We start from the raw sequence: 16972 nt of genomic DNA on the forward strand, positions 1-16972 counted from the left end.
CGTTCCACACTACGCCGAGGCACGAGTCGCGAGATGGGCCGGCAGGATCTGCGCTGCCGCCCGCGTCAACGGCAGCTCGAGTGCCTCGCGCTCGTCGACGAAGACGATGCGCCGTCCTTCACGGCACTCCACGTCGGCGTCGGAGAGGTCGACGTCGGCGGCGAAGACCTCCATCCGGTCCCAGGTGCCGTGACTGGCACGGTGGTCGACGACGAAGGCGCGCCATCTGCGCAGGGCCCCGGTCGGCAGCACCAGGCCGGTCTCCTCGGCCAGCTCGCGGGGAGCCGCCTGGGCGAAGGTCTCCCCCGGCTCGACGTGGCCTCCGGGCAGCCCCCACCGCTCCGGGTCGATCGGGGCGTGCTCGTCGCGCTCCTGCAGCAGCAGCTGTCCGGCACGGTTGCGCAGCAGCACCCCGGCGAACCTGCGCTCCCCCAAGCGGGGTGGATGGTCCGCGATCCACGGCCGCAGCAGCCCCAGGACGTCGACGGCACAGTCGACGACGTCGACACCCGCGAGGTCGTCGGGGTCGCGGAAGAGCATCTGTACGCCCTCGTGGCACGCCACGTCGTGCTGGCCGAGGTCGGTGCGCGCGGCGAAGAACTCCCACTGCCACTCCCCCACCCCGGGCTCGACCAGGTGCTGGAGGCCCAGGCTCGTCAGGTCGGCGGCGTCGACGTGGACGCCGGTCTCCTCGGCCAGCTCACGGACGGCACACTCGACGCTGCTCTCCCCGGGCTCCCGGCGACCGCCCGGGAAGCACCACTGGTGGGGCCAGCGGTCGGTCGAGCCGTCGCGCTCCTGCATGAGCACGAAGCCCCGCGGATCGACGAGAGCGATGCAGGCGAAGTCGACCATGGCCCGAACCTAGCGCGCCCTCAGAGCCGGGCGACGTAACGGCGTCCGCGCAACGCCTCCTCCACCAGGCCCGCGGCCCGGCGCACCGTCGCGAGGCGGGCGTCCTCGAGCAGGAAGGTCTGCACCGCCGCCTCCACCACCGCGTCGGTGGCGACGTCACGCAGGTCCATCCGGATGCCGCTCAGCCCCCGCCGCACCGCAGCCTGGTCGGCCTCGACGTGGATGACCGCGAAGCGGGCCAGCACGACGGGGTGGCGCCGCAGTCCTTGGTAACGGCGGTACTCCGGGGGGCAGAGGTCTAGCAGCCACGAGACCGCGGTGGCCTCCCAGTCGGGCGCGTCAGGAGGCCTGACCTCAGGGGGCCAGCCGGGCGGAGCAACATGACGCGACACTCCCCCATTGTAGTCGAACACCTGTTCGAACAGGTGCGCAGGGAGAAAACACTCTTCGTCCTGCGGACTCGTCGGCCAGGTCCGTCGGCCCGTCAGTCCAGGTGGGACTCCAAGCGCTGGACCTTCGCCTCGATCTCGCCGGAGTCGTGCTGTCGTCTGAACCCTCCTCCTCCATCGCGTCCACTCCCTATGGCGCCCACCAGAGAGAAGTCTGGAGTTGCCTCCCCTCCTGCCGGAACGCCGCCATACGGTTATGGCATGAGCGAAGCGTCATGGGCCGTTGTGGGCGTGATCGTGGGCTCGATCCTGCCCTTTCTGACGGGCCTATTGAGTGAGCGACGAGCGGACAAGAGAGCCAGCGACGATCGGCAGGAGCGGCGCGAGGATCGACTTTTCGATGCCCGCCGAGCGGCATTCGAGAAGTATCAGTCGATCGCTAGGTCGCTCCTCGATCAGGCTTGGGAGGCGCATGCCGGACTCTCAGAGGCTCCGCCACTCGATTACAACTTCACCGATCCGCTAGTCGAAGCCCTCGGCGCCGTTCGCCTCTATGCGTCCGGTGACACGGTCAAGGCGGCGGAGGCTCTCCTGCACGCGGTCAGGGACTATGCGACAGGTGACGTCGCAGACGCCCCCGATCCCGCAATCCAGAATTCCGCATTTGCCCACGTCGACGCTGCAATAGAGATGTTCTCGGCAACGGCCCGAGCCGACCTAGGAGCAACGCGAACGTGACCGTGAGACGACTGAGCACCTCGGCAGTCTGGCGAGGCCGAAGAAACTAGTCGTGGCAGGCACGCGACGTCCGATGCCTGACGCTAGTCCAGTTCATCACTGAACAACGTTGAACCTTCTTCGGGGCTTCTCAGTCGCGAAGGAGCGCGAGGAGATCGCCGAGTGAGCCGATTGCGATAAAGGCTGAGTCGTCGTCGCGGCCGGGCGCCGGTCCCCAGAGGCACACGCCGCCGAGCGACTCCCCGGCGTCGATCCGCCGGGCCACGGTCGCCGCCTTACCGCGCTGGACGTAGGCGAAAGGCTTCCGGGCTCCTGGTCCGTGCAGCGCGACGGCGTTGCGGTCGTGCGGGTTGTCGGGCTCCCGCCGCAACTCCACCGGGCGACCCTTCCGAAGGTCAGCGGTCCTGAACGTGGGCGCGAAGAACGTCGCTCCCCTGGCGTAGGTCGTGACTAGCCCGACCGCCCGCAGGCCCGACCCCTTCGGGTTGACGAGGTCGCCACCCTCGATGAGGCGGAGCGAGAGCCGGTCCCCGGCGTCCACGAGTCGCAACGCCGGTAGGCCATCGGCGCCGCGCACCACGCGAGCGGCCTCGGACTCCTTCGGCAGGTAGTCCGCCCTCACCGGATAGCCACGCGGCGGGCGCGCCTTGGGCCACCCCTCCGCGTTGCGGCGTGCGAGCGCGTCGAGGAAGACCTGCCACTCGTCGGCGCTCAGAACGTGCCCTCCACATGGGACTCGTTCGCGTTGTGAGGCTCGTCGAATGCGAGGACCGCCGTCCACTTCCCGGCGCTAGCCACCTCGTCCCCAGCCGGGAACACGGCTGTCCACTTGTTCCCGACCCGCTGCGGCGTCACGTGATCGACGTAGTAGTTCATCCGGGCGACGTAGTCGAAGTAGAACCGCTCCTCGACCTTGCCCCCGCGGAAGCGGAAGCCGAACTGATGACTCGGGCCGTCCGGGCCTCCGATCACGTCGAACGAAAGGAGCCACGGGGTCGAAGTGGCTTCGAGGTCTCCTTCGACCGTCCAGGAAAGCACGACCTCGTCGGGACGGCGGATCAGGTTGGCGTCGGTAAGGCGAGTCATGGACTCATGATCTCCACCCAGGCCGCCGGTCGCTAGTGGCCGCGCCGAGGCGACGCTGCCTCTACGCTGGCGCCATGCCACTCGCGCCACTCACCACAACCCCCTGGTGGGGAGCGCCTGTTATCGCCGCGGCGGCCGCGCTGAGCGGGGTCTCCCTGACCCTCTTGGGTGCTCATTTGCGGGCGCGCCTTGACCTGAAGCGAAAGGATCAGGCGCGCTGGGATGACCTGATCCTCGACGTCGCGACAAGGCTCCTAACGCTGACGAGCGAACTCGCCGAGTCTGGTCGCGTCGGCTATCCCCGCTACATCGAGGACCGCCGCGAGCGCATCGAGGCTCACATCACGACATCTGACGCGATCAACGAGACCCTCGCCCGCTTCCGCCTAGTTGCGTCAGCAGACTTGCGGAACGCCGCCTTCCATCTCTACGGCGCCGCCATGAGGGAAGAACTGGGGGTCACTGAAACGCCCCCGGGGGAACCGGAGTCGTACACAGACGCCCAGGCTGCCTTCGTCGCCGCCGTTCGGCGTGAGGTGCGGGCGAACAGTTAGACGCCCTGGCGAAGTCGCAATCCGACCCAAGCCTGGCTGCAGGACATCGCACACCCGCTTGGGCGCCTACTTCTACTTGTCTCCGAGCACTGACTCGACACGCGCCACCTTGGCGTCGAGTTCGCCCTCGTATCCCGGACGAATGTCGGCCTTTAGGACAAGCGAGACGCGGGAGCCGAACGGCGCGACAGCCTCAGTAGCGCGCTTCACCACGTCCATCACCGTTTCCCAGTCCGGCCCTTCAATCGTCGTGAACATCGCGTCAGTCCGGTTCGGCAGTCCCGACTCGCGCACGACCTTGACCGCCGCCGCCACGGCATCCGACACCGAAGCGTCCTCTCGTCCCGTTCCGTTCGGCGCAACCGAGAACGCAACCAGCATCAGGCAATCTCCTTCAGGTAGGTGGGGGCAGTCGTCGCCATGTTCCTTTTCTTGACCCACTCCCCCTCGATGTTGGTGAACATCGCGTTCGTCTCGTGGGGCAGGCCGGAGTCCCGGATCACCCGGACGGCCTCGGCGACACCTGCCGCGACCCCGCCGGTCTCGTCGGCTCCGGAAGGACTGATGCTGATGGCGACGATCATGGAGTCAGGCTAGCCGCGGGCGCCGTCTGCGACTCGGAAGCGTCGGTGCCCAGGAGCGTACGCAGCTTCGCGAGGCCCGCGTGCGCCTGCGACTTCACGGTCCCCACGCTGCACCCCAGCGTCTCCGCGACCTCACGCTCGGGGCGGTCCTCCACGTAGCGCAGGACGACGACGGCCCGTTGCCGCGGCGGCAGGCCGGCCAACGCCGCCCGCAGCTCCTCGCGTCCTTCCACGTCCGCGTCGTGCACGGCCGTCTCCGGCAACCGGGCCACGGACGTCTCCGCGACTCGACGCCGCCGCCACCGCGAGATGTTCGTGCGCACCATGACGGTGCGGACGTATGCCTCGGGGTTGCCCTCGATCCGCGACCACGCGGGCACGCAACGCGCCAACGCCTCCTGGACGAGGTCCTCGGCCGCGTGCTCGTCGGCGACCAGCAGCCGCGCTGTGCGGACCAGCGCAGCGTGGCGCGAGGCGACGAACTCGGTGAACTCCTCAGGGGCGGCCACGGCGCCTCCAGACCAGGAAGGCACCGAGGACGACCACGACGAGCCCACCGGCCCACAGCGCCACCGCCAGCCGGGGGTCGAGCGGGTCGGGCGGTTGACGACCCTCCACGACCTCGGCCGTCTCCAGCAGGCCGCGGGCGAGCTGCCACGACGAGAGACCCGTCTCGCCGCTCTCGGTGACGACAGGGTGTCGATCACCCGTCGCCGGGTCGACAGCCACGACGCCTGTTCGATCGGGAGCAGTGCCCTCCCCCGCGACGGTCATCATGGCGAGGAGGTCTCCGTCGCGCCAGCCCAGGAGTCCGTACGCCTTCCTGACGCCGGGGATCGCCGTGCGGTCCGCCAGGGCCAAACCCTCGCCCTGGGGCGTCAGTCTGCTCACCCAGACGCGGTTGGGCGTCTGCTGCGACCTCTTCGACCCGATCAGGGCCACCTGCATGTCGGGACCGAGGGCGACGGTGCTGACCTGGCTCGAGCTGACCTCGGCTCCGGCATCCCCCTGCACAGGCGTCCGCTTCCCCTGTCCGGCGTCGAGCATGATCAACCCGGCCTCGCCGTCGGTTCCGAGGAGATCCCCGTCACGAGCGCTCCAGAACTCGACACTCGGGACCTGTCTCCGCCAGGGCCACTTCACCGGCGCACTCTCCCCCGGTCGCCACCACAGGGCTCCCTCGCTGACGGACCCTCCTTGGTCCTCCTCGGGGGCCGAAGCACCCACCGTGAACTGGCCGTAGTCGAAGACCAAGGTGTCCTCGTCCATCCAGAAGAGCGACCAGCCGCGCAGGCCGTGCTCCGTCTCGACGTGGTGGCGGTGCTCCTCACCCGTACGCAGGTCCCTGACCACCACTCCCACCGTGGGTCGCGTCTGCCCGAAGTCGACCTGCGGCTCACCGGCGGGCTCACCGGCGGGCTCACCGGCGAGCCAGTACGCCAGACGCTCACCGTCCGGAGAGAGGGCGACCGCGTCCCCTGCCCGGTCCGGCAGGTCCAAGAAGCCGTACTCGCCGGTGAGAGCAGAGATCCCCACCAGGCCCAGGTCGGTCCCCCGCCACGACCCACGCAAGGCGTCCATCACCGCCACCACGGGTTCATCCGGCAGCGTGCCGAGCCACGGCGACGGCTCGAACAACCGGTCGGGGATGCGCGGGGCGACCTCGTTGGCCGCGGGCCCCGCGTCCGGAGCGCCTGTGTCCATGAACGGCAGGACGGACGTCACGAGCCCCGAAGCGAGGACGACCACGGCGGCGCCGGTCACGGCCGCGAACACCCGCCGACGACGCTGCCAGCGCCGGCCACGCTTCCACAGGTCGTCCGGGCGCGGGGTGGGCGCGGAGACCTCACCGTCGGCGAGCCGGGCGAGCCGGTCCTCCAGGTCACTGCCGGTCATGGGTCCTCCTCGGTGGGTGATGCTCACACACGAGTACGCCCTCACAGGACGGAAGGTTGGGTGGCGGACCGAACTTCTTCCGGCCTGGAGCCGGGAGCACGAACCCCCGCCCCGCACGAGGCGGGACGGGGGTTCGTCAGCGGCTCGGAGGCGTAAGCCCCCGGGACCGGGTCGTGCGGGTCAGCCCTTGAGGAGCTGGCGCAGCACGTACTGCATGATGCCGCCGTTGCGGTAGTAGCTCGCCTCGCCGGGGGTGTCGATGCGCACCTTGCCGTCGAAGGTGACGACCTGGCCGTCGGCCTTGGTCGCGGTGACCTTGACGGTCTTCGGGATGCGACCCTCGTTGAGCTCGGTGATGCCGGAGAACGCGAAGGTCTCCTCGCCGGTCAGGCCCAAGGAGTCAGCACTCTCGCCTTCGGGGAACTGCAGCGGGATGACGCCCATGCCGATCAGGTTCGAGCGGTGGATGCGCTCGTACGACTCGGCGATGACGGCCTTGACGCCCAGCAGCGAGGTGCCCTTGGCCGCCCAGTCACGCGACGAGCCGGAACCGTACTCCTTGCCGGCCAGGACGACCAGCGGGATGCCGGCCTCCTGGTAGTTGACCGACGCGTCGTAGACGCTGGTGACGGGGGCGTCGTCGACGGTGAAGTCACGGGTGAACCCGCCCTCGGTGCCCGGCGCCAGCTGGTTGCGCAGGCGGATGTTGGCGAAGGTGCCGCGGATCATGACCTCGTGGTTGCCTCGGCGCGAGCCGTAGGAGTTGAAGTCACGGTGCTGCACGCCGTTGTCGGCGAGGTACTTGCCGGCCGGCGAGTCCTTCTTGATCGCACCGGCGGGCGAGATGTGGTCGGTGGTGACCGAGTCGCCCAGCTTCAGCAGGACACGAGCGCCCTCGATGTCGGTGACCGGCTCCGGCTCCTGGGCCATGCCCTCGAAGTAGGGAGCCTTGCGCACGTAGGTCGAGTCCTCGTCCCACGCGAAGGTGTTGCCCTCCGGGGTGGGCAGCGAACGCCAGCGCTCGTCACCGGCGAAGACGTCGGCGTAGGACTCGTCGAACATCTCGGACGTGATGGAGGCAGCGATCGTCTCCTCCACCTCGGACGGCGACGGCCAGATGTCCTTGAGGTAGACGTCGTTGCCCTCGGTGTCCTGACCCAGCGGGTCGTCGAAGAGGTCGACGTCCATGGAGCCGGCCAGGGCGTAGGCCACCACCAGCGGCGGGGACGCGAGGTAGTTCATCTTCACGTCGGGGTTGATGCGGCCCTCGAAGTTGCGGTTGCCGGAGAGGACCGACGTCACGGCCAGGTCCTTCTCGTTCACCGCGGCGGAGACCTCGGGGATGAGCGGGCCGGAGTTGCCGATGCAGGTGGTGCAGCCGTAGCCGACGAGGTTGAAGCCGAGCTTGTCGAGGTACGGCGTCAGGCCGGACTTCTCGTAGTAGTCGCTGACCACCTTGGAGCCGGGAGCCAGGGTCGTCTTGACCCAGGGCTTGGCGGTCAGGCCCTTCTCGACGGCCTTCTTGGCCAGCAGCGCCGCCCCGATCATCACGCTCGGGTTGGAGGTGTTGGTGCAGGAGGTGATCGCCGCGATGGTGACGGCACCGTGGTCGAGCGTGAACTGCGTGCCGTCCGCGAGGGTGACCTCGACCGGGTCGCTGGGGCGGCCGCCGTCGACCGGGGCCAGGTTGAGGTAGTCACGCCCGGCGGTCTGGCCGTGCACGTCCTCGTGAGCAGCCGGCACGTCGGAGGCCGGGAAGGTCTCCTCGAGGGCCTCGTCGTAGGCACCGGTGATGGTCTCCGCGTCGTCGTCCACGAAGGCGCTCAACGCGCCCCGGAAGGACTGCTTGGCGTCGGTGACCTGGATGCGGTCCTGCGGACGCTTCGGGCCGGCGATGGACGGGACGACCGTGGAGACGTCGAGCTCGAGGGTCTCGGAGAAGCGCGGCTCGGCCGACGGGTCGTGCCACAGGCCCTGCTCCTTGGCGTACGCCTCGACGAGCGCGAGCTGCTCCTCGGAACGGCCGGTGAGGCGCAGGTACTTGACGGTCTCCTCGTCGATCGGGAACACCGCGATGGTGGAGCCGAACTCGGGGCTCATGTTGCCGATCGTGGCGCGGTTGGCCAGCGGCAGCGCGGAGACGCCGGGGCCGTAGAACTCGACGAACTTGCCGACCACACCGTGCTCGCGCAGCATCTCGGTGATGGTGAGCACCAGGTCGGTGGCGGTGGCGCCCTCGGGCAGGTCGCCCGACAGCTTGAAGCCCACGACGCGCGGGATCAGCATGGAGACCGGCTGACCGAGCATGGCGGCCTCGGCCTCGATGCCGCCCACACCCCAGCCGACGACGCCGATGCCGTTGACCATGGTGGTGTGGGAGTCGGTGCCGACGCAGGTGTCGGGGTAGGCCTGGAGCTCGCCGTCGACCTCACGGGTGAAGACGGTGCGGGCGAGGTGCTCGATGTTGACCTGGTGGACGATGCCGGTGCCGGGCGGGACGACCTTGAAGTCGTCGAAGGCACCCTGGCCCCAGCGCAGGAACTGGTAGCGCTCGCGGTTGCGCTCGTACTCGATCTCGACGTTGCGCTCGAAGGCCTCGGGGGTGCCGAAGACGTCGGCGATCACGGAGTGGTCGATGACCATCTCGGCGGGCGCCAGCGGGTTGATCTTGGAGGGGTCGCCGCCCAGGTCGGCCATCGCCTCACGCATGGTGGCGAGGTCGACCACGCACGGCACACCGGTGAAGTCCTGCATGATCACGCGGGCCGGCGTGAACTGGATCTCCTTGTCGGGCTCGGCGTCGGCGTCCCAGCCGGCGAGCGCGCGGATGTCGTCCGCGGTGATGTTGGCGCCGTCCTCGGTGCGCAGCAGGTTCTCGAGGAGCACCTTGAGGGAGAACGGGAGGGTCTCGACGTTGACGTCGTCACCCGTCACCGCGTCGAGACGGAAGATCTCGTAGGACTTCCCGTCCACGTCCAGGGTGCTCTTGGCACCGAAGCTGTCCTGACTGGCCATCAGTCGCATCTCCTCGGAGGGGATTGGGGGTTGTCACGCTCGGACCATCTTGCCGCTGCCTGCAGGCGCGGAGATAGCAAGGCAACCCTTACTTGTCGGGTCGCACCGAGCATGGATATCTCTCGACGTCAAGATACACGATGGGGGGTGAGCCGCTGCCGAGCGGTCAGTCGGCGGGTCAGGATCGGCTGTGGGCGACGTCAGACGTCGTACGCCTCCAACGCCACGATCTGGTCACGGAATGCGGCCAGCGACTCCATCTCGTCGAGGTCGTCGCGCGAGGGCCAGTGGTCCGGATCAGGCGTTGCACGCGGATGGTTGTGCTCCATCTCCTGAAGGGCGGAGATCATCCATGCCCTGCCCTCGGGCGATCCGACCGACAACAGGATCTCGCGAGCGGTCGTGTACTTCTTGTGCAGGCGTTCGGCGGTCTCCGGGTCCGTCTCCGCGAGGGCATCGAGCTCAGCGAGGTTGTGCGCGTTGTCGGCCAGCTTCACGAGCCGACCAAGCGGGTCGAGCGCGGCGCGTCGAATGAGCTGCTCGTACGGTTCACCCTCCCGCTTCGACACCGCGGCGACGGCCCGCACCACAGAGAACGGCACCCCTGCCCGGAGCAGCGTGAACTCGTCCATCTCGGTGTCTTCGATGATGTCGTGCAGGTAGCCCGCCATCTCGGCGTGGTCGCCGAACTTCCTCAGACTCGCCGCAATCGGATCCAGATGCGCCACAAAGTAGTCACGGCCCTGCTTGTCGACCTGGCCGGCGTGAGCCTCGCGGGCCAGGGTGCGAACCCCATCGAGCGTGAGCGTTGATCGCGCCATGGGCGAGTCCTCTCGTCGCTGATGACGGCTGGGCGAACCATCGTCGGCTCAACCGTTCCACAACGGATCGTCGCAGAGCCGTCCGACAAATCCGGCCTTATCCGACAGGACCGGGCGCCGGAGGGCTGGTCGTGCTACGACCGCAGGCGAGAGCCACTTTTCGTCAGTAGCGCGACGCATTCGACATGGTGCGTCATCGGGAAGAGGTCGAAGGCGCGCAGCTCCTGCACGTCGTAGCCGTGCTCGGCGAAGAGCGCGATGTCGCGGGCCAGTGCGGCGGGGTCGCAGGCCACGTACGCAATCGCGCGCGGTGCGCGGTCGACGACCTGCTCCACGACAGCCCGCTTCGCGCCCTCGCGTGGCGGGTCGAGGACGACCAGGTCGAAGGGTTCATCGAAGTCGTGCGCCAGCACGGTGCCCACGTCTCCCGCACGAGTCCGCACCTTTGCCCCGGCGACGTTGCGGGCCGCACGGCGGGCCGCCTCGGCGTCGCCCTCCACCAGGACCACTCGGGCGTCCGGCCCGACCCGCTCGGCCAGGAACCGGGCGAAGAGGCCCACGCCTGCGTAGAGGTCCAGGACCGACTCGCCGGGGCGAGGGTCCAGCATGGCCAGCACCGTGTCGACGAGCACCTGCGGCGCCCCTGGGTGCACCTGCCAGAAGCCACCGGGTGCGACGTCGAACGCGACGCCGTGCACCGTGTGCTCGCTGCCTCCCGGTCGGTGGATCAGGCAGTCGTCCACCTCGATCACGTCGCGCGACCGGAAGCGACGCATCCCCCGTCGCCCCTCGCCCAGCTCGACGAAGCGTCCCCGGGTGCGCCACCGCAGCCCGTCGTCGTCGCCGGGCACCCTCTCGACGACGAGGTCCGAGACCAACGGGTCATCCGGTGGGAGGCGACCCAGCCGGACCAGCTGTTCGCGCACCACGTCGGCCTTGAGCGCCCGCTGACGGGGCAGGGCGACGTGCTGGAAGTCGCAGCCTCCGCAGAGACCGGGGCCGGCGAACGGGCAGGGCGCTGCGACGCGGTCCGCGGAAGCCTCCAAGATCTCGACCGCGTCACCGCGCCAGAAGCGGTCGCCGTCAGTGCCCTCGGTGATCTGGACGACCACGCGCTCGCCGGGCAGGGCGTGGCGCGTGAAGACCACACGCGTGGCCTCGGGGTCCGAGGCGTCCCCCGCCGGCACCCGCACCACGCAGTGACCCCCGTGGGCGACCGGACCGACCACCGCCTCGTGACGCTCCCCCACCCTCGAGCGCCCTCGAGCGCGTCGTTGTCGTGGGTTACGGCTCATCGGCGCACCTGCCTGCCCTCGTCCTCGTCGACCACCCGGCCGCGACGCAGGTCACCAGCCTTGACCCGGTCCTGCTCGCGGGCCACTCGCTCCCGCGCCACCTGGGACGACTCGAGCTGGTAGGGCACCGACGTCACCATGACCCCGGGCGCGAAGAGCAGCCGACCCTTGAGGCGCAGCGCACTCTGGTTGTGCAGCAGCTGCTCCCACCAGCGCCCGACGACGTACTCGGGGATGTAGACAGCCACCACACCGCGCGGGCTGGCGCGGCGGATCGCCTGCGCGTACTCCACGATGGGCCGCGTCACCTCACGGTAGGGAGAGTGCAGCACCTTCAGCGGCACGTCGAAGTCACGCTCGTCCCAGGCGCGGACGAGCTGCTGGGTGGCAACCCGGTCAGTGTCCACGTAGACCGCCTCGAGCACGTTGGGCCTCGTGGCCTTGGCGAACGCCAGGGCCCGCAACGTGGGCTTGTGCAGCTTGGAGACCAGGACGATCGCGTGGACGCGGGTCGGCATCACGCGGTCCTCCTCGTCGACCGCGAGCTCGAGCGCGACCTCCTCGTAGTGATGGTGCACCCGACGCATCACGAGGAAGAAGAAGCCCATCACCAGCACGGTGATCCAGGCCCCGTAGGTGAACTTGGTGATCAGCACCACGACCAGGACCGCGCCGGTCATCGACATGCCAATGGCGTTGATGGCCCGCGAACGGTGCATCCGGCGACGTTCCGCCGCGTCCTTGGTGAGGCTCAGGTTGCGGGTCCAGTGCCGCACCATGCCGAGCTGGCTCAGGGTGAAGGAGACGAAGACGCCCACGATGTAGAGCTGGATGAGCCTGGTGACCTGCGCGTCGAACGCAATCACGAGGGCCACCGACATCCCGCCGAGGAACACGATGCCGTTGCTGTAGGCCAACCGGTCGCCCCGCGACCCGAGGGCCTTGGGCAGGTAGCCGTCCTCGGCAAGGATCGAGCCGAGCACCGGGAAGCCGTTGAAGGCCGTGTTGGCGGCCAGCGTCAGCACCACTCCGGTGATCATGACCACGAGGTAGAACCCCGGCGGGAAGCCCTCGAACACCCCGCGTGCGATCTGGGCGAGGAGCGCGTGCTGCTCGGCCACAGGGTTGCCCGCGCCGTCCACCAACCGGTCGAACTGGAAGGGGTCGACCATCCGTACGTCCATCTGCTGGGCCAGCACGATGACGCTCATCATCATCGTCACCGCGATGGCGCCCAGCAGCGCCAGGGTCGTGGCCGCGTTGGCGCTCTTGGGCTTGCGGAAGGCGGGAACGCCGTTGGAGATCGCCTCCACACCCGTCAGCGCCGCGCACCCGGACGAGAAGGCCCGGGCCAGCAGGAGGAGCAGCGCCACGGTGGTCAGCTCGCCGTCGTAGCCCGGGGCCTCCAGGATCTCCAGACCCGCGCTCTCGGCGCGCGGCAGGGTGCCCTGGGCGAGTCGGAACAGCCCGTAGGCGCACATGCCGAGTACCGAGGCCATGAAGAGGTAGGTCGGCACCGCCAGGTAGAGGCCCGACTCCCGCACGCCCCGCAGGTTGAGCGCAGCCAGGAGCCCGATCAGCAGGACCGCGAGCACGGTCTCGTGCCCCTGCAGCGCTCCCAGGCCCGAGGAGGCGTAGTGGGCGGCAGCCGAGATGGAGACGGCGACCGTCAGCACGTAGTCGACCAGCAGGGCGCTGGCCACCGTCGTCCCGGCGGTGGGCCCGAGATTGACCTTCGCCACCTCGTAGTCACCCCCGCCCGAGGGGTAGGCGTGGACGGTCTGCCGGTAGGAGGCGATCACCGCCGTCATCATCACCGCCACGGCGAGACCCACCTGCCACGACATGGTGTAGGCCGAGACGCCGGCCAGCGAGAGCATGATGAAGATCTCGTCCGGTGCGTAGGCGACCGAGCTCAGCGCGTCACTGGCGAAGACCGGCAGCGCGATCCGTTTGGAGAGCAGCGTCTCGCCCAGCTGGGAGCTGCGCAGCTTGCGCCCCAGGAGGATCCGCTTCGACACGTCACCGACACCCACGAGGTGAAGGCTAGACCCCCCGAGCGCCTCGCGGTCGGCGGCGTGGCCGCGGGGGTCCGCCATCTCGGTATAGCGTGTGGCCCGTGCACGTCGTGATCATGGGTTGTGGCCGCGTGGGTTCGATGCTGGCGCGCAGCCTGGAGGACCGGAACCACACCGTCTCGGTGATCGACACCGACCCGGAGGCGTTCCGCCGTCTCGGGGCGGACTTCAACGGCGACAAGGTCACCGGCGTCGGCTTCGACCAAGGAGTCCTGGAGAAGGCCGGCATCCGTCGCGCCGACGCCTTCGCCGCCGTCTCCAGCGGCGACAACTCCAACATCATTGCCGCCCGCGTGGCCCGCGAGACCTTCGGCATCGCCCAGGTCGTCGCGCGCATCTACGACCCGGGGCGCGCCGAGGTCTACCAGCGCCTGGGCATCACGACGGTGGCCACGGTGAAGTGGACCTCCGACCAGTTCCTGCGTCGCCTGCTCCCGGCGGGCGCAGAACCCGACTTCCGCGACCCGGCGGGCACCATCCGCCTCGACCAGGTGCCCGTGACGGAGGAGTGGATCGGTCAGCGCACCGTGCACTTCCAGATGCAGACCAGCAGCCGCATCGCGTGGATCGACCGGTTGGGCGAGGGAATGCTGCCGCACCGGGACTCCGTCATCCAGGAGGGCGACGTGCTGCACCTGGTGATGCGCGAGGAGACTGCGGCCGAGACCTACAGGATGATCCAGCAGGGACCGGAGGAGGACTGAGCCGTGCGAGTCGCCATCGCAGGAGCAGGAGCGGTCGGACGGGCCATCGCCCGGGAGCTGATCGAGAACGGTCACGACGTGCTCCTCATCGACCGCAGCGCGAGCGCGGTCAAGCCCGAACGCGTCCCCGAGGCCTCGTGGCTGCTGGCCGACTCCTGCGAGCTCTCGACCCTGGAGGAGGCGAAGCTGGAGACCTGCGACGTCGTCATCGCCGCCACGGGTGACGACAAGGCCAACCTCGTGACGTCGCTGCTGGCCAAGACCGAGTTCGGTGTGCCCCGCACGGTGGGCCGGGTCAACCACCCCGACAACGAGTGGCTCTTCACCGAGGCGTGGGGCGTCGACGTCAACGTCTCCACCCCGCGCATCATGTCGGCCCTCGTCGAGGAGGCGGTCACCGTCGGCGACCTCGTCCGACTGTTCACCTTCCGCCAGGGCGACGCCAACCTGGTGGAGATGACCCTGCCGCCCGACTCCCCCTACGTGGGGCGACCGTCGGGTTTGGTCCCGCTGCCGGAGAACTGCCAGCTCGTCACCATCCTGCGCGACGGACAGGTCTACCCGCCCAGCGGGGAGCAGCCCCTGGAGGCCGGCGACGAGCTGCTCTTCGTCGTGAGCGAGGAGTCGGAGGACGAGCTGCAGGACCTGTTGGCTCCGCGGGTACGCAAGGACTGATCCCCGCTTTTCGGGCTCAGCCTTCCGGGCGGGGCTCCGGAGGCGTCGAGGTCTCGAGCGGGGTGTGGTTGCGGCCCAGCAACCAGACCATCCAGGCCAGCGCGGCGAGCTGCAGGGGCCAGCCCAGACCGATCTTCAGCAAGCCGAGCGTGGCCACCGCAGCATCGGCGTCCATCCCGCCGGAGGTGCCGGCGAGGTAGACGGGCGCCTGGACGACCACCCGCACCACGCAGGGCACGGCCAGGACCCAGGTCAGCGCGGTGGAGAGTCGCACCACGCCGGCGTCACTCCGCCACGCGGTGGGGTCGCCGGTGACGCTGCCGACCATGAAACCGACCAAGGGCCAGCGCACGAGGCAGGTCAGGGCCAGCACGACGGCGTAGGCGCTGTTGTAGAGGATGCCGGGCAGGAAGTACGCCAGTGCCTGCTCCTCCACGCTGCCGCCCGCCGCGGCCGAACGGTTGACGAAGAACCAACCGATCGCGATGCCCACCAGGGCGTTGACGCAGAACTGCACCGACGAGCGCTGCACGACCCGCACCGCGAGCATGAGCACGGCAGCCGCGATCGAGACGACGAGGGCGGCGCGCAGGTCCTTCGCGAGCAACCAGACCGCGGTGAACAGGATGGTGGGCACGGCGGCCTCGACCATGCCGCGTCGTCCGCCGAGCGCCTCCGCGAGCTGGCGGCGTACGAGCGCCTCCACCGTGTCGGCGCTGGCCACGCTGCCCGGGGTGGGGTCGGAGGTGGACTGCTCGTTCACGGCATCAGCTCGTATCGCGGGTTGTAGAGGATGCGACGACCGTCGTGAAGCCCGATACGCCCCGAGGCCGAGAGGGCACGGCCCGCCTCGATGCCGGCGAGGCGACGCCGACCCAGCCAGACGAGCGTCACCGTCGCGGTGCCGTCGTCGAGCTCCGCCTCCAGGGTGGGCACCCCGCCTCGCGGCATGAGCGTGACCGAGCGCAGCGTGCCCTGCAGGGTGACCGGCGTCCGCAACGGCGCCTCGGCGATGGCGAGCTCCCCGGCGCTGCCGTGGGTCCGACGGAGGTCCCGCTGCTCCTGGTCAGCCGTGTCCGCCCAGCGCGAGAGCGCCTGCCGCACGGATCCGCGCACCGACATCGTCAACGGCTCCGGCGAGCCTCGGGCGGGAGAACGAAGGGCAGGGGGCGGCCCACGGGCATGGCCTGGTCTCCGCGACGCACGGCCACCTGGGCGATGGCGTCCTCCCACTCGGCGGCGGACTCCGGGTCCTGCGCCGGTCGCCCGAGCAGGGTCGCGCGCAACATCCACCGTCGTCCGTCGACCCCGATGATCCGTGACACCTGGACCCCGGCGCTGCCGTCGGGCATGGGGGCGGGCACCCGGCAGAGCACCTCGGTGCCGAAGCGGCCCTCGCGCTCGCTGGTGGTGCCGCCCCGGCGGGCGACGTCGGCGGCGATCTGCGGACGGACCTGCTCCCACAGACCCCCGCTGCTCGCGGCCGAGAAGGGCTGCAGCTCCAACGCTCCCTCCTCCGCGACCAGCAGCACCGAGGCGACCTCGTTGGTCGTCTCGTTGACCTGCAGCCGGAGCTCGCGTCCGGGCGACGGGGCGATCAGCAACGACCCCAGGTCGACGCGCTCCACCCCGTCATTCAGCTCTCCCGCGTCGTGAGGGCCGGGCCCGGTGGGCCCGGTCGGCGCCGTCGGCGCGGCGGGGCCCTCGTCGGCGACGTCTGGGGCCGGTGCGGACTTGCGGCGGAACTTCACGCTCTCTGCTTCCTCGGGAGGGTCATGCCTGGACGGCCGGGGTGGAGGCAAAGCCCCCGGTGGAACCGTAACCCCCGACCCCACGGGAGGTCTCCGCGAGCGTGTCGACCTCCACGAAGTGGACACGCTCGAACTTCTGCACGACGAGCTGGGCGATGCGGTCGCCCCGTCGCAGCTCGACGCTCTCGCGGGGGTCATGGTTGATGAGCATGACCTTGACCTCGCCACGGTAGCCCTGGTCGACAGTGCCGGGCGTGTTGACGATCGAGAGACCGTGACGGGCAGCCAGGCCTGAGCGCGGATGCACCAGCGCCACGTGCCCGGGCGGCAGCGCGAGCGCGATCCCGGTGGGGACCAGGGCCCGCTCCCCCGGCTCCAGCGTCACGTCGACGGTCGTGTGCAGGTCGGCGCCGGCGTCACCCGGGTGGGCGTAGGCGGGCAGGGGCAGCTCCGGGTCGATCCGGACCACCTGCACCTCGAGCTCTGCATCGTTCACGGCCCCGACCCTACTCGGCGGGCCGGCGCCCCCTC

19 protein-coding genes and 1 pseudogene are annotated in these 16972 nt (G+C 69.7%); 4 read left to right on the forward strand and 16 right to left on the reverse strand.

Going from position 1 to position 16972, the window contains the following annotated elements; genetic code table 11:
- Positions 1 to 9: 9 nt before the first annotated feature.
- Both IEQ44_RS00400 and IEQ44_RS00405 read right to left on the reverse strand, forming a co-directional pair.
- Positions 10 to 855, reverse strand: a complete 846-nt coding sequence (locus IEQ44_RS00400; protein ID WP_193636451.1) for an NUDIX domain-containing protein — start codon at positions 853 to 855, stop codon at positions 10 to 12.
- A 20-nt stretch (positions 856 to 875) separates the two neighbouring features.
- Entirely contained in the window at positions 876 to 1247 is a 372-nt protein-coding gene (locus IEQ44_RS00405; RefSeq protein ID WP_193636452.1) for a hypothetical protein, read from the reverse strand.
- Between the two features lie 258 nt (positions 1248 to 1505).
- On the opposite strand from IEQ44_RS00405, the gene IEQ44_RS00410 reads away from it, so the two are divergent.
- On the forward strand, positions 1506 to 1982 hold the full coding sequence (locus tag IEQ44_RS00410; protein WP_193636453.1) for a hypothetical protein: 477 nt from the start codon (positions 1506 to 1508) through the stop codon (positions 1980 to 1982).
- A 130-nt stretch (positions 1983 to 2112) separates the two neighbouring features.
- Here IEQ44_RS00410 and IEQ44_RS00415 read toward each other — a convergent pair whose 3' ends face one another.
- Positions 2113 to 2763 carry an HIRAN domain-containing protein gene (locus IEQ44_RS00415; protein ID WP_193636454.1) on the reverse strand — a complete coding sequence of 217 codons (651 nt, stop codon included), beginning with the start codon at positions 2761 to 2763 and terminating at the stop codon, positions 2113 to 2115.
- Positions 2694 to 3068: a hypothetical protein gene (locus tag IEQ44_RS00420; protein ID WP_193636455.1), complete on the reverse strand. Its 375-nt coding sequence runs from the start codon at positions 3066 to 3068 to the stop codon at positions 2694 to 2696. The genes IEQ44_RS00415 and IEQ44_RS00420 overlap by 70 nt, the downstream gene beginning before the upstream one ends.
- A gap of 74 nt (positions 3069 to 3142) precedes the next feature.
- On the opposite strand from IEQ44_RS00420, the gene IEQ44_RS00425 reads away from it, so the two are divergent.
- Positions 3143 to 3622, forward strand: coding sequence for a hypothetical protein (locus IEQ44_RS00425; RefSeq protein ID WP_193636456.1), 480 nt, complete (start codon positions 3143 to 3145; stop codon positions 3620 to 3622).
- 72 nt (positions 3623 to 3694) lie between these two features.
- On the opposite strand, the gene IEQ44_RS00430 is transcribed toward IEQ44_RS00425, so the two are convergent.
- From IEQ44_RS00430 to IEQ44_RS00465, 8 genes and pseudogenes are all read right to left on the reverse strand, one after another.
- Positions 3695 to 4003, reverse strand: coding sequence for a thiamine-binding protein (locus tag IEQ44_RS00430; RefSeq protein ID WP_193636457.1), 309 nt, complete (start codon positions 4001 to 4003; stop codon positions 3695 to 3697).
- Between the two features lie 56 nt (positions 4004 to 4059).
- A pseudogene (locus IEQ44_RS00435) lies at positions 4060 to 4206 on the reverse strand (thiamine-binding protein); the annotation flags it as partial.
- Positions 4203 to 4715 carry a SigE family RNA polymerase sigma factor gene (locus IEQ44_RS00440; RefSeq protein ID WP_193636459.1) on the reverse strand — a complete coding sequence of 171 codons (513 nt, stop codon included), beginning with the start codon at positions 4713 to 4715 and terminating at the stop codon, positions 4203 to 4205. The gene IEQ44_RS00440 and the pseudogene IEQ44_RS00435, both read right to left, overlap by 4 nt.
- A complete protein-coding gene (locus IEQ44_RS00445) occupies positions 4702 to 6102 on the reverse strand; it encodes a hypothetical protein (RefSeq protein ID WP_193636460.1) in 1401 nt (466 codons plus the stop codon). Before IEQ44_RS00445 ends, IEQ44_RS00440 begins: the two co-directional genes overlap by 14 nt.
- A 180-nt stretch (positions 6103 to 6282) precedes the next feature.
- Entirely contained in the window at positions 6283 to 9117 is a 2835-nt protein-coding gene (locus IEQ44_RS00450) for an aconitate hydratase (RefSeq protein ID WP_227486648.1), read from the reverse strand.
- A gap of 200 nt (positions 9118 to 9317) precedes the next feature.
- Positions 9318 to 9938 carry a phosphohydrolase gene (locus tag IEQ44_RS00455; RefSeq protein ID WP_193636462.1) on the reverse strand — a complete coding sequence of 207 codons (621 nt, stop codon included), beginning with the start codon at positions 9936 to 9938 and terminating at the stop codon, positions 9318 to 9320.
- Between the two features lie 134 nt (positions 9939 to 10072).
- Positions 10073 to 11233 (reverse strand): class I SAM-dependent RNA methyltransferase, encoded by a 1161-nt coding sequence (locus IEQ44_RS00460; protein ID WP_193636463.1) that lies wholly within the window; start codon positions 11231 to 11233, stop codon positions 10073 to 10075.
- On the reverse strand, positions 11230 to 13269 hold the full coding sequence (locus tag IEQ44_RS00465; protein ID WP_438861832.1) for an APC family permease: 2040 nt from the start codon (positions 13267 to 13269) through the stop codon (positions 11230 to 11232). The genes IEQ44_RS00460 and IEQ44_RS00465 overlap by 4 nt, the downstream gene beginning before the upstream one ends.
- 98 nt (positions 13270 to 13367) lie before the next feature.
- On the opposite strand from IEQ44_RS00465, the gene IEQ44_RS00470 reads away from it, so the two are divergent.
- Positions 13368 to 14015 carry a potassium channel family protein gene (locus IEQ44_RS00470; RefSeq protein ID WP_227486692.1) on the forward strand — a complete coding sequence of 216 codons (648 nt, stop codon included), beginning with the start codon at positions 13368 to 13370 and terminating at the stop codon, positions 14013 to 14015.
- A 3-nt stretch (positions 14016 to 14018) separates the two neighbouring features.
- Positions 14019 to 14690 carry a potassium channel family protein gene (locus IEQ44_RS00475; RefSeq protein WP_193636466.1) on the forward strand — a complete coding sequence of 224 codons (672 nt, stop codon included), beginning with the start codon at positions 14019 to 14021 and terminating at the stop codon, positions 14688 to 14690.
- A 16-nt stretch (positions 14691 to 14706) separates the two neighbouring features.
- On the opposite strand, the gene IEQ44_RS00480 is transcribed toward IEQ44_RS00475, so the two are convergent.
- The 4 genes from IEQ44_RS00480 to dut are packed head-to-tail and all read right to left on the reverse strand — an operon-like array spanning position 14707 to position 16937.
- Positions 14707 to 15453: a DUF3159 domain-containing protein gene (locus tag IEQ44_RS00480; protein WP_193636467.1), complete on the reverse strand. Its 747-nt coding sequence runs from the start codon at positions 15451 to 15453 to the stop codon at positions 14707 to 14709.
- A complete protein-coding gene (locus IEQ44_RS00485) occupies positions 15450 to 15794 on the reverse strand; it encodes an OB-fold nucleic acid binding domain-containing protein (protein WP_438861833.1) in 345 nt (114 codons plus the stop codon). Before IEQ44_RS00485 ends, IEQ44_RS00480 begins: the two co-directional genes overlap by 4 nt.
- A gap of 20 nt (positions 15795 to 15814) precedes the next feature.
- The gene (locus IEQ44_RS00490) at positions 15815 to 16441 is read right to left on the reverse strand and encodes a DUF3710 domain-containing protein (RefSeq protein ID WP_193636469.1); all 627 of its coding nucleotides are present in this window, start codon (positions 16439 to 16441) and stop codon (positions 15815 to 15817) included.
- 22 nt (positions 16442 to 16463) lie between these two features.
- Entirely contained in the window at positions 16464 to 16937 is a 474-nt protein-coding gene (gene dut / locus IEQ44_RS00495) for a dUTP diphosphatase (RefSeq protein ID WP_193636470.1), read from the reverse strand.
- Positions 16938 to 16972 lie beyond the last annotated feature (35 nt).

It is taken from the genome of Nocardioides malaquae (assembly GCF_015070385.1).
Classification (GTDB): Bacteria; Actinomycetota; Actinomycetes; order Propionibacteriales; family Nocardioidaceae; genus Nocardioides; species Nocardioides malaquae.